Raw genomic sequence first — 12040 nt, 5'->3', positions numbered from 1 at the left:
TCATTCGATCCCGCCTTTTTTCTATGCGTTCTGCACAATCCGGGTTGAGAGAAGGCTGAGACGATCATCCACGAATTCGGTCTCAACCGATTTCAACTGTTGATGGCGCGGGTATCGGGGCTCGGCCCGGTCGTTCAGGATCGGCGCATCCCATCCATCTGTGGTGGCAAAGAAACGATCTGCGCCGTCTTCACCAAATGCGCGCAGGTATCCCTGCACGACCACATCAATGTAACTCAGTAGCAATGGGTGGTGATTGCTTGGAGCATTGTGCCGGTCAAGAGGCACAGCGTAGACGGCAATCTCGACCTCATGCTTTACCGGGTGCGTGACGGATTGTGTGGCGGGAATTCGTTTATAGGCCCATTCCCGTTCGTCTAGGGCGATCCAATCATTTTTCGGCACATGCGCGATCATGCCTTCGATTTCGGACGCAGGGTCCGAAACTGCCGTCAGAAAGGCGACCGGTCGCAGGTCAGTGTGTCGCCACGCGCGCCGCCAGCCTTTTAGCCGGGCAGGATGCGGATCGGGAAAGTCGTGCGTCGAAAGGTTCACAAGGCTGCCGTAGCCAAAGAAATAGGGATCTGCCATGGGCCTGTGCGTCCTTTCCTGACGATTGATGTATGTCAAACCGCTTTTATGCCGGACATGCAATAAGTCTGCATCTTGAAACTTGGGAGGTCACGATGCGGATAACCAAACGGACGAACATTGCGGTACGGCTGCTGATGTATTGTGCAGCTCATCAGGATAGGCTGGTTACCAAGTCCGAGATTGCCGAAGTCTGCAATATTTCCGAGAACCATCTTGCGCAGGTCATCAATCAGCTAAGCCAGTTGGACTATCTTAGCACCCAACGCGGTCGTAACGGTGGTATGGTTCTGGCGCGTTCGGCCGAACAGATCCGGATCGGATCGGTGTTTCGTGATGTCGAAGGCAACCTGCCGCTGGCTGAGTGTTTTGCGGATGCCGACAACACCTGCCCATTGACGGATGCATGTCGATTGCGGATGGCGCTTCAGGACGCGGCTGAGGTCTTCTATGCCTCACTGGACGAGATCACGCTCGACGCCCTGATCTGCGACAACGATCCTTTACTGCAGATACTGCAACCGGTTACCTGCGCGCGCGCCGGTTAATCGCTGGCACGCAGGATGCGGGCTGGGCGGACGGCCAGGGGTCGCAGAGCAAAGATCAGCCCCGCGCCAAGCGTCACGATGATGCCCGCCAGAACAATTCCGATTGCGGACGGCCAGATCACCGAGAATTTCGTGTCGAAAATATAGGTGGCAACGGCCCACCCACCCAGGATGCCGGTCAGCAGCGCAACGCCACCTGCGGCCGTACCCAACAGCGCGGCGCGCAGGGCAAAGCTGAACAGGATGCGCTGCCGGTCCGCGCCTAGTGTTTTGAGGATTGCGGCCTCATATCGGCGCGCGGGTTCCCCGGCCGCGGCAGCACCGATGAGGACCAAGAAGCCGGTCAGCAGAGAAATACCCGCGCCATAAGACGTGGCCGCTGCGATGCCCGCCAGCAGGCCCGAGACGCGGTCAATCGCATCGCGCACCCGGATCGCCGTTATGTTAGGGAACTTCCCGGCCAAATCGCGCAGAATTGCAGTTTCGGCCTGTTCTTCGGCATAGACCGTCGCGATGAAACTGTGCGGGGCACCTGCAAGGGCCGATGGATTCATCGACATGATAAAGCCCATACCGGCGTTCGAGAAATCAACCTCGCGCGTTGATGTGAGTTCTGCGGTAATGTCCCGGCCCAAAATGTTCACGGTCAGTTGGTCGCCGAGCTTCAGGCCCATTTCTTCCGCTTCCTCGGCTGCGAAACTCACCTGTGGGGTACCGGTATAGTCATCGGCCCACCATTCGCCCGAGGTGATGCGTGCGTTTTCGGGCGGACGGACGGAATAGGTGACGCCCCGGTCGCCATCCAGAACCCAATGATCGCCTGCCATTTCGCGGGCGGGTTTGCCGTTGATCTGTGTGATGATCCCCCGCAGCATCGGTGCGCTTTCGATCCGGCTGACGCCGGGGTCGGTGGTCAACCTGTCGTTAAATCCCGGCATCTGGTCCTTCTGGATGTCGACGAAGAAGTAAGACGGGGCAACGTCCGGCAAGTTGCCGGAAATTGCATTGCGCAAGGTGCCGTCGATCTGTCCAACGGCCGCCAGAACCGAAAGCCCAAGACCCAGAGACAGTACAACGGATGCAGCGCCCTCTCGCGGGTCGGAAATGGCCGACAAGGCCCACCGAAGGGCCGGACGCCCGCGCGCTGATGGGGCGCTAAGTCGAGCCAGCCGGCGCACCGCATAGGCCGCAGCGGACAGCAGCAGCAACGCGCCCACCAACCCTCCGGCGGTCCAGAACGTCAGGCGCGCCGAGCCGCTGAACCAGGCGGCTGACGCGATCAGCAGCGCGAGGCCGAAACCAGTTGCGATGAGGTATACCCCTCGCGGAACCGCATGCGCCGAGGTCAGAGCATCCCGAAACAGCGTCGCTGCGCGGACGTCTTCGGTGCGGGCAAGGGGCCAGAGCGTGAACAGAAAGGCCGTCAGTAAACCGTACAACGCTGCTTCGGCAAGCGGCGCCGGATAAAACGAGAAAACTGCGGGTACAGGCAGCCGGGCTTCAATCAAGGGGGCCAGCAGCAGCGGCAGCAACCCGCCCAAGGCAAGGCCCAGCAAGATCCCGATCCCCGACAGGACACCGATCTGGATCATGTAAGTTTGGAATATTGTCGCCTTGTCAGCGCCCAGTGTGCGCAATGTCGCGATGGTCTCTGTCTTTTGGGACAGATAGGCGCGCACGGCCGCGGAAACTCCGATGCCGCCGACTGCAAGGCCTGATAACCCGACCAGAACCAGAAATGCGCTGAGCCGCCCGACGAATTCCGCAATCCCCGGCGCTCCGTTGCGAGCATCGGTCCATCGCATACCGGTGCCCTCAAAATTCTGACGCGCTTCTACCGCTAGATCTTGCAGATCGGTTCCTGATGGCAGGGCCAGGCGGTATTTGGTGGAAAACAGAGTTCCCGGGGCCAACAGGCCGGATGCTTGCAAGTCTTCGGTCCGCACCAGCGTGCGAGGGCCCAGACCAAAGCCATCTGCCGCCCCGTCCGGTTCATGGATCAATGCGGCGGTCAGGATGAATTCCTGCGTCCCCAGTGCAAAGCGATCTCCGAAGGAAAGGCTTAGCCGATCAATAAGCGACGGGTCCATAACTGCGCCCGGAAGCCCTTGATGCGTCCCTAAAGCCGCCGACAGGGGCAGTGCAGGCTGCAAAACCGGAGATCCCAATAACGGGTACGTGTCGTCGACCGATTTGACCTGAGTCAGCGCGCGTTGCGTTTCAGCGTCCTGATCGGCAACGGCCATTGAGCGAAAATCGACCACTTCAGAGACAGCTGTTCCGGTCTGGTCCATCCAGGCGCGTTCGTCATTTGTAGCAAACCGGTAGGTGAATTCCAGTTGCGCATCCCCGCCCAACAGGGCCGCGCCTTCTTCGGCCAATCCAGCCTGGATCGCGTGGCGCACCGACCCGACTGCTGCGATTGCTGCGACACCCAGCGCAAGACACGCGAGGAAAACGCGAAACCCACGCAGCCCGCCCCGAAGTTCACGGCGTGCCAGCCGCCCGGCCAGCCGAAGGCTCATTCCGCGGCCTTTTGCTGGCTGTCTTCCGAAATCCGCCCGTCGCGCAATCGCACAACCCGATCGCACCTGCGCGCCAGACTATGACTATGGGTTACAAGCACCAGAGTGGCACCGTGTTTGTCGCGCAGGCCGAACAATAGATCGACGATCGCCGCGCCGTTCGTTTCGTCCAGATTTCCTGTTGGTTCATCCGCCAGCAAAATCTGCGGACGCGGTGCGGCGGCGCGGGCCAGTGCAACGCGTTGTTGTTCGCCGCCTGACAATTGCGCCGGATAATGATCGCGGCGATGCGACAGGCCAACCGCGTCAAGTTCTGCCGCGGCGCGTTGAAACGCATCCTTGTGTCCTGCCAATTCCAGCGGCGTGGCCACGTTTTCCAGGGCACTCATGGTTGGGATCAGATGGAAGTTCTGAAAGACGACCCCCATCGCATTGCGTCTGAAACGGGCCAGAGAATCTTCATCCATGCCAGTCAGATCCTGGCCAAGGGCTGTGATCTTGCCTGCGCTTGCCTGTTCCAACCCGCCCATCAGCATCAGCAGCGAGGATTTACCGGACCCGGACGGCCCGACAAGCCCGAGCGTTTCGCCTTTTGCGACGGTCAGGGTAATATCGTGCAGGATATTGACCCGGCCGGCATTGCCATCCAGCGACAAAGCGGCATTTTGAAGCGAAAGAACAGGTGTCGTCATAGGTACTTCCAAAAGGAGGCGGTCATTTTGGGATATGGAGTGGTTCAAAAAATGCGCAAGGCTCTGACGGCTTTACTGTTTGCGTGTTGCGGCTTTGCCGCCACAGCGGAACCGTTGGTCATCGCGGCCCTCGGGGACTCGCTGACACAAGGATACGGGCTGCCGGAACAGGACGGGTTCGTACCACAGTTGGATCAATGGCTGAAGGATCAGGGCGCAGACGTGCAATTGATAAATGCCGGAGTATCCGGGGATACAACTGCGGGCGGCGCGGCGCGTGTCGATTGGACACTGACACCTGACGTGGACGCGATGATTGTGGCGCTGGGCGGCAATGACCTGCTGCGCGGTATCGACCCGGCTGTGTCGCGCGCGCACCTTGAGACAATCGTAACCTCCGCCCGGGCGGCGGAGGTTGAGGTTTTGCTGATCGGAATGCAGGCACCGGGGAATTACGGGGTCGATTACAAGCAGGCATTTGATGCGATGTACCCGGATCTGGCCAAGGCATATCAACTTGTGTTTGCAGAAAGTTTTTTTGAAGGGTTGCAGCCAAACGGCGACCCGAACGCTGTCCGGCAGTTCATGCAACCGGATGGAATTCACCCCAACAAAGAAGGCGTGGCGCGGATCGTAGCAGCGCTTGGGCCTTACGTGTTGGAGTTGGTCGAAACCTCGGCCAAGCAGGATTGAGAAGATGCCCGGGCGATTTTTTCTGACACGGCCAATGTCTGAGATCGCCCAGGCACTGAACGTCCGATGTGATGTGGACCTGCAGCCGCTGCGAAAAAACATTCAACCGGGTCAGGAATTGATCGTCCTGACTGCCCACGGCCTGACACCCATGCGATGGGGCATGATCCCGGTTGGGCGCGTCAATGCGCGCGGTCGGCCTGTGATGGAAACTATAATCAACGCCCGGTCCGAAACCGTCTTTGACAAAACCGCCTTCGACGGCGTTGGCCGGGCCGTGATTCCGGTGGACGGGTGGTACGAGTGGACGGGTGAAAAACGTCGAAAAACCGCATGGCGGATCGCCTCGGCGAATGGCTCACCTCTGTTCTTCGCTGCGATCACCGACAGTTGGCAGGCTCCGGGCGGTCTGCGCGTTGACCAATTTGCGGCTGTGACCTGCCCACCAAATGCCGATCTGGAGCCGATACACCATCGAATGGGTGTCCTGCTGGATCCTGCCGACATTCAGACATGGCTTACAGGAACCGAGGACGACGCCAAGGCGCTGGCGCAGCCTTGGCCTGACGGGTTGTTGCAGATCGAGGAGGCGACGGACGTCGACTGGTCCGGGCCGTGACCGCCTCAGACCACCGTGACCACAGTTCCGACCGGTACACGCTCATACAAGTCGATGACATGGGCGTTCAGCATCCGAATGCATCCGTTTGAGGCCGCGCGCCCGATGGTTTGCGGCTGCGTCGTTCCGTGGATACGGAAATAGGTGTCGACCCCATTCTGAAACAGGTAGAGCGCGCGTGCCCCCAGAGGGTTACCATCTCCGCCCGGTTGAACATAATCATTGTCCTTGAACTTGGCGTAAGTCAGCGGTTCACGTTCGATCATCTCGTTCGTGGGGCGCCAGGTCGGCCACTCTTTCTTGACGTCGATCGTGGCTGTGCCGGTGAACTCCAGACCTGCCTTGCCAACGCCGCACCCATAGCGGATCGCCTTGCGCGGTTCTGTGATGAGATACAGGTAGAAGGACCGTGGCGCGACCAGAAGCTGCCCCGGCAGAAATTGTTTCTTGACCCGAACGAACTGGGGCGTGGGGTCGTATTCAACGGCTTTCTTCTTGGCCGAAGCAATACCGGGTGTCAGGCCAGCGGCAGCAGATGCTGCAAGGAAAGTGCGACGTGTGAACATATCGGTTCTCTTAAGGACAACAGGAAAATCGTAAACCAGTGTCGGAATGATAACCGATCTGGTCAATCATCTGCCAAGAGTAACCGTGTTGTGATGTAATCGCAGGGACACACTTGTGTTGCAGTTTTGTCCCGCGTGATGTGAAAAGGGCAGAGGTGACCTCTGCCCTTTCATGGCCTTAGGCCAGTGCGATATCGTCGGCGCTTTCGCGGCCGTCACGACCAGCGCGCAGCTCGTACGTGACTTTCTGGTTGTCGGCCAGACCGGTCAGGCCCGAACGCTCGACAGCCGAGATGTGAACGAAGATGTCTTTGCCGCCATCTTCAGGTGCGATAAAGCCAAAACCTTTGGTGGTGTTGAACCATTTTACGGTGCCTGTGGGCATATCCGTTGTCTCCTGTTTAGTGCTGCCCACGGAGTTGCGGCAGCCCGGCGTCGTTGTCTGTATCGATAGACTGAGCGCCGGAAACGGTGACAGTGGGTCGAAATAGAAAAACGTAAGCCCCATTGATATGGCATCGGGGTGGGCGTGTGACAAGGGATTTTGTGCGTTTCGTACAAGGGTTTGAGGGCCAGTTTCCCGATTTGCACAAGAATCCGCCGACGGGTTTGGTTATTGGCTCAGCGGCCATTGATAAGGTAAAGCTATGCGATCGGGGCGCTGGATGGGCATTTAGAAACCTTTGACCAAGCTTGTGATCAGGTTGCGGCATGACGAGTTACTGCCGCATCCGAATGCCCGGAGTCAGGTACATTCCCACCGTGTCTCTGGCCGATCGATCATCGGAGCAGTTAGTGCACGAGGTGGCACATTTGCGGGCGGCCTTTGTGATGACGCAGAGAGAGCGGCCATTCTGGTGTGATGCGTTTATTGTGTTGCCCGATCATCTGCACGCGGTTTGGACCTTGCCAACGGGGATGCGGATAATTCCACACGGTGGTGGTTAATAAAAAGTCGCTTTGTGCGGGGCGTCGGCGCGTTTGGCCCGCGGAGTGGGTCGAAAGTTGTCAAACAGGAACGTGGGTATTGGCAACGCAGGTTTTGGGAGCACTGGATCCGTGATGGACGAGATTATCGCAATCACATGGCATATTGCTGGGTTAATCCCATCAAACACGGATTCGTAAACTATCCAACCCATTGGCCATGTTCGCCGATGTACCGCGATATTCGTGCGGGTCGGGTTGATCTGGAATGAAGAGGCTGCGTCACCAAAAGGAAGCTTGGGGGACCGTAGGGTCGGTGAATTCCCCCATCCTTTTTATAGTTGGATTCTTTAAAACTGAGGAATGAAAGCTGCGAGCACCCATCCCGCGCTGCCGAAAAACCTCAGTTGAGAATCCAGACAATCCGCAAAAGAAGCACCCAAAACTATCAGTAATAAATAGTGTCGTAACGTCACAATTGGGGCAGCGGCATTAGCTTTAGCTCGCAAAGCCGCATCACAAAATGACTTTTTGACGGGCTATTCAAAAATGATGCGGAGCGCGGTTTTCTTCCCCGTTGGCGCTTGATCTTTCTTTCATATGTACGCTGCACCGCTGCGGGTGGCCACTCACGGAAACACGGTCCTTGAGCCGACGTCCACCGCACGCTCGGATCGGCCCGCAGCGGAACATTGCAACGAATATTCAGTTTCAAACAATTTCGAGAAACCCAACACGCACGGGGAAAGATATGTTTTTCAAGTCGATCCTAGACCATATTTTCAAGTCAGCGGAGCAGGCAAATTCGATGCCCAAAGAGCTTGCCGGGAAAACGCAAATTGCAAATTCTGGAGCGGTTAACAAAAAAGAACTGACTGTGCTTTTTGGAGATGTTCTGAACGAGAAACAGGTTCGGAGTGGTGAAAACCAACAGCCAGTCGGCCAGTCGCAAAAGTAACTGATTACCGCCGGCTGTTGTAAGGCACAGATCGAGAACGCGCGGACAACGTGACTTATGTTGTGAGGGGCTGTCCGACCGGCTGCTTAAGGCTCACAAATGGTCTGGAGAAGCTTAGAATAATAGCCGCACACACCAGTCAAACCGTACTACAGATATCTACGCTGTTACTCATTTCAAACAGGCTATTTGAGGGCCGGAATCAAATCCGTTGGTTCCGGGCTTCAAACAAAGTTTTTACCGCGCAAACTTTTTATGCTTCAACCGCTTGGGCTCCAGCGCGTCCGGGCCCAGGCGGCGCTTTTTGTCCTCTTCGTAGTCCTCGAAGTTGCCCTCGAACCATTCCACATGGGCATCACCCTCGAACGCCAGAATATGCGTGCAGATCCGGTCGAGGAAAAAGCGGTCGTGGGAAATGACCACGGCGCAGCCGGCGAAATCGACCAGCGCGTCTTCCAACGCACGCAGGGTTTCGACGTCCAGATCGTTGGTTGGTTCATCGAGCAGCAGGACGTTGCCGCCCTCTTTCAGCAGTCGGGCCATGTGGACGCGGTTGCGCTCACCACCAGATAGCAGTGAGACCTTTTTCTGCTGATCGCCGCCCTTGAAGTTGAAGGACGAGCAGTAGGCGCGGGAATTGACCTGTGCGTCGCCCAGCTGGATGATCTCGGCGCCGCCGGTGATCGCCTCCCACACAGTGTCGTTGTCCTTGAGGTCGTCGCGGGACTGGTCGACATAGGACAGCTCGACCGTGTCGCCCAGGGTGATGGTGCCGCTGTCGGGCTGTTCCTGCCCGGTGAGCATCTTGAACAGGGTCGATTTACCGGCGCCGTTGGGGCCGATGACACCGACGATGCCGCCGGGGGGCAAGGCGAAGTCCAGACCTTCGATCAGTTGCTTGTCGCCCATGTGTTTTGATAGGCCCGCGACCTCGATCACCTTGCCGCCAAGGCGCTGGCCGTTGGGGATGACGATTTGGGCGCGGGTCAGCTTTTCGCGTTCGGACTGGTCTGCCAGCTCGTTATAGGCGTTGATCCGGGCCTTGGATTTGGCCTGACGGGCCTTCTGGCCCTGACGCATCCATTCCAGTTCGCGCTGTAGGGTCTTCTGCTTGGACTTGTCCTCGCGCGCCTCCTGCTCCAGCCGTTTGGCCTTTTGTTCAAGCCATGCGGAGTAGTTACCCTCGTAAGGCAGACCCCGACCACGGTCGAGTTCAAGGATCCAGCCGGTGATGCTGTCCAGGAAATAGCGGTCGTGGGTGACGATCAGGATGGTGCCCTTGTAGTCGATCAGGTGTTGCTGCAGCCAGGCGATGGTTTCGGCGTCCAGGTGGTTGGTCGGTTCATCGAGCAGCAGCATGTCGGGGGCCTGCAGCAGCAGTTTGCAGAGCGCGACGCGGCGTTTCTCACCGCCCGAAAGGTTGGCGATGTTGGCGTCGTCGGCCGGGCAGCGCAGCGCCTCCATCGAGACGTCGATCTGGCTGTCGAGGTCCCAAAGGTTCTGGCTGTCGATCTCGTCCTGCAGTTTGGCCATCTCATCAGCGGTTTCGTCGCTGTAGTTCATCGCCAGTTCGTTATAGCGATCAAGGATCGCCTTCTTTTCGGCCACGCCCAGCATGACGTTTTCACGAACGCTGAGGGTTTCATCCAGTTTCGGTTCCTGCGGCAGATAGCCGACCTTGGCACCCTCGGCGGCCCAGGCCTCGCCGGTGAAGTCCTTGTCGAGGCCCGCCATGATCTTCATCAGCGTCGATTTACCGGCGCCGTTGACGCCGACAACACCGATTTTCACGCCGGGCAGAAAGCTCAGGTGGATGCTTTCAAAGCACTTCTTGCCACCGGGATAGGTCTTGGAGACACCCTGCATGTGGTAGACATATTGATAGGCGGCCATGTCGCGTCCTCTGGGTCGGGGAAATCAGGTTGGGCGGGGTGATAGCGGAGGTATCTCGGAGGGGCAAGCGGCGGCTGACATACATATTTACTATCAAAAATGATTACTTATCTATTTCCGAACATCAATTGCGGAGGCGGATTTGTATTCTTTTGACACCTTGATTGATGAATTAAAAGGCGATCTTGATATACTCTCTCGTTACCAAGTTTCACCCAACCATGAGTTCCCCTCTCAGCATGAGATAAGGTAGATACTGGCGCCAATCTTGAGAAAATGGATGTGCGACAACGGTATGAATCCTGTTCATAAAGAGCTTGGCGGCCAACAATCTATGTTTAGTGTTCCAGACCATTCTGGATTTGTGAATGAGGCTAAAATTAAAAAGGCAATAAACAAATGGTTTGCCGCGGTTCCGGTTCCGCTTGGCCTCGCGGTTGAGGTGCAATTCATAAAAGATGCTGAGGTAACGTCACGATGTAAGAAAGGCGATACTATCTATGACTTGAATGCGTTCAGGGTACAAAAAGTTGGGTATTCTTCAGGAAAATTCATTACGCGGGAAGAAATAGCACGCTTTGTGGCAGACAAGATGGGCGGCACTCATACGCAATCTCAAGCAAAACCCGTCAAAGACGTTAGAAAATTGAGCTTCTTAGATTTGGTGATGGTTGCGATCCACAGTGAGGGCAAAATTGTGGAAAAAGGAGGCAATCCAACGGAAGACCAACGCAAGCTATGGCAGCAGTCCGGCTACAACGTTTACTCTTGTTTACATTTGAACATCTTAGACAGCGCACATAGATTTTACAATGGCGTGAACGAGTAATTGCAGCGTAATTCTTGAGTTCTGAATTGTAGATCGCGCGAGGTTTCGAGAACGATATGCTAAGCGATTTGATATCAAGTTGGGCCCAGCCTGGTCGCGTGGAATGGATCGGCCTTAGACCGGATCGGCGGGCTGGACTGGTGGTCGCGGATGAGGAAGGCATGATCTCCACCAATGGGCTTGATGGCGACCGGGGCCGCGCAGGCAAGCGGGCGGTGACCCTGATCCAGCATGAGCATCTGGCGGCGATTGGGTCGTATCTCGGGCAGGGACCTGTTTCGCCCGATATCCTGCGGCGCAATCTTGTTATCTCGGGAATCAATCTGGCCGCCCTTAAGGGGCGCGAAGTTCAGATTGGCGAGGCGACCCTACGCTTTACCGTTATCTGCGCGCCGTGCAGCCGGATGGAGGAGGCGCTGGGCAAAGGCGGCTATTCCGCCGTACGGGGGCATGGTGGTTGGTGCGCCGAGGTGGTGCGGCCGGGGCGGGTCACGTTGGGCGGTGAGGTTCAACCGGTTGATTGACAACGTTGTCCAGTTCTGAACATCAGCAAGGCATGGATCGTTTTAGTATTCCATACGCGCGGCCCGGGCAGGTCATCGGGCTGTTCGGTGGGTCGTTTGACCCGCCGCACCAGGGGCATGTGCATGTCACGCTTGAGGCGATGAAGGCGTTTGGACTGGATCGGGTGTGGTGGCTGGTGTCTCCGGGCAACCCTTTGAAGGCGCGGGGGCCTGCGCCGCTTGCGCAGCGAATGGCGGCGGCGCGCGGGCTGATGCAACACCCTGGGGTCGAGGTGACGGATATCGAGACGCTCACCAGGACGCGCGCAACAGCGGATACGTTGGCCGAACTGCGGCGTCTTTATCCCAAAGTGCGGTTTGTCTGGATCATGGGCGCGGATAATCTGGCGCAGTTCCATAAGTGGAAGAATTGGCGGTTGATCATGGACAGCGTGCCTGTCGGAGTGATTGCGCGCCCCGGCGACCGGATTTCTGCGCGAATGTCCCCTACTGCGCGGCTTTACGCCAAGTACCGCATAGATGGGCAGGCGCGGCGTCTGCTGGGGCGCGCCGATGCGCCCGCGTGGTGTTTCGTGAACGTACCGATGGTCGATGTAAGTTCCAGCCAAATCCGGGAGCGCGGTGGTTGGGGCACTGAGGTGTTGCCGGAATAGCCCCATGCGCGCATAATCTATA

Annotated in this window: 13 protein-coding genes; 7 read left to right on the top strand and 6 right to left on the bottom strand. The window is 57.5% G+C overall.

Annotated features, from left to right (window positions below):
- Window positions 1-21 precede the first annotated feature (21 nt).
- Window positions 22-591 (bottom strand): gamma-glutamylcyclotransferase family protein, encoded by a 570-nt coding sequence (locus DK510_RS15470; protein WP_109312847.1) that lies wholly within the window; start codon window positions 589-591, stop codon window positions 22-24.
- Window positions 592-686: 95 nt separating this feature from the next.
- On the opposite strand from DK510_RS15470, the gene DK510_RS15465 reads away from it, so the two are divergent.
- Window positions 687-1139 carry an Rrf2 family transcriptional regulator gene (locus DK510_RS15465; RefSeq protein ID WP_109312998.1) on the top strand — a complete coding sequence of 151 codons (453 nt, stop codon included), beginning with the start codon at window positions 687-689 and terminating at the stop codon, window positions 1137-1139.
- Here DK510_RS15465 and DK510_RS15460 read toward each other — a convergent pair.
- Window positions 1136-3664: an ABC transporter permease gene (locus DK510_RS15460; protein ID WP_109312846.1), complete on the bottom strand. Its 2529-nt coding sequence runs from the start codon at window positions 3662-3664 to the stop codon at window positions 1136-1138. The genes DK510_RS15465 and DK510_RS15460 overlap by 4 nt on opposite strands.
- Window positions 3661-4356, bottom strand: a complete 696-nt coding sequence (locus DK510_RS15455) for an ABC transporter ATP-binding protein (RefSeq protein ID WP_109312845.1) — start codon at window positions 4354-4356, stop codon at window positions 3661-3663. Before DK510_RS15455 ends, DK510_RS15460 begins: the two co-directional genes overlap by 4 nt.
- Window positions 4357-4407: 51 nt before the next feature.
- On the opposite strand from DK510_RS15455, the gene DK510_RS15450 reads away from it, so the two are divergent.
- Entirely contained in the window at window positions 4408-5049 is a 642-nt protein-coding gene (locus DK510_RS15450; protein WP_109312844.1) for an arylesterase, read from the top strand.
- 4 nt (window positions 5050-5053) lie between these two features.
- Complete coding sequence (locus DK510_RS15445) at window positions 5054-5668, top strand: SOS response-associated peptidase (RefSeq protein WP_109312843.1); 615 nt, start codon at window positions 5054-5056, stop codon at window positions 5666-5668.
- A 5-nt stretch (window positions 5669-5673) separates the two neighbouring features.
- Here the strand turns inward: DK510_RS15445 and DK510_RS15440 are convergent, their stop codons facing one another.
- Window positions 5674-6234, bottom strand: coding sequence for a L,D-transpeptidase (locus tag DK510_RS15440; protein ID WP_058278724.1), 561 nt, complete (start codon window positions 6232-6234; stop codon window positions 5674-5676).
- 178 nt (window positions 6235-6412) lie between these two features.
- Window positions 6413-6619 carry a cold-shock protein gene (locus tag DK510_RS15435; RefSeq protein WP_058273677.1) on the bottom strand — a complete coding sequence of 69 codons (207 nt, stop codon included), beginning with the start codon at window positions 6617-6619 and terminating at the stop codon, window positions 6413-6415.
- 1293 nt (window positions 6620-7912) lie between these two features.
- On the opposite strand from DK510_RS15435, the gene DK510_RS15425 reads away from it, so the two are divergent.
- Window positions 7913-8119 carry a hypothetical protein gene (locus DK510_RS15425; RefSeq protein WP_109312842.1) on the top strand — a complete coding sequence of 69 codons (207 nt, stop codon included), beginning with the start codon at window positions 7913-7915 and terminating at the stop codon, window positions 8117-8119.
- A gap of 237 nt (window positions 8120-8356) precedes the next feature.
- Here the strand turns inward: DK510_RS15425 and ettA are convergent, their stop codons facing one another.
- Window positions 8357-10012: an energy-dependent translational throttle protein EttA gene (gene ettA, locus DK510_RS15420; protein ID WP_109312841.1), complete on the bottom strand. Its 1656-nt coding sequence runs from the start codon at window positions 10010-10012 to the stop codon at window positions 8357-8359.
- Window positions 10013-10280: 268 nt separating this feature from the next.
- On the opposite strand from ettA, the gene DK510_RS15415 reads away from it, so the two are divergent.
- Genes DK510_RS15415 through DK510_RS15405 form a run of 3 tightly spaced genes read left to right on the top strand, consistent with a single transcriptional unit; the run spans window position 10281 to window position 12018 of the window.
- A complete protein-coding gene (locus tag DK510_RS15415) occupies window positions 10281-10841 on the top strand; it encodes a hypothetical protein (RefSeq protein WP_160116548.1) in 561 nt (186 codons plus the stop codon).
- 56 nt (window positions 10842-10897) lie between these two features.
- Window positions 10898-11365: an MOSC domain-containing protein gene (locus DK510_RS15410; RefSeq protein WP_109312839.1), complete on the top strand. Its 468-nt coding sequence runs from the start codon at window positions 10898-10900 to the stop codon at window positions 11363-11365.
- Between the two features lie 32 nt (window positions 11366-11397).
- Window positions 11398-12018 carry a nicotinate-nucleotide adenylyltransferase gene (locus DK510_RS15405; RefSeq protein WP_109312838.1) on the top strand — a complete coding sequence of 207 codons (621 nt, stop codon included), beginning with the start codon at window positions 11398-11400 and terminating at the stop codon, window positions 12016-12018.
- Window positions 12019-12040: the final 22 nt, after the last annotated feature.

The organism is Ruegeria sp. AU67 (assembly GCF_900312795.1).
In the GTDB taxonomy this organism is placed as follows: Bacteria; Pseudomonadota; Alphaproteobacteria; order Rhodobacterales; family Rhodobacteraceae; genus Ruegeria; species Ruegeria atlantica.
Note: the sequence above shows the minus strand (reverse complement) of the source record. Positions and strands in the feature narration are given on the sequence as shown.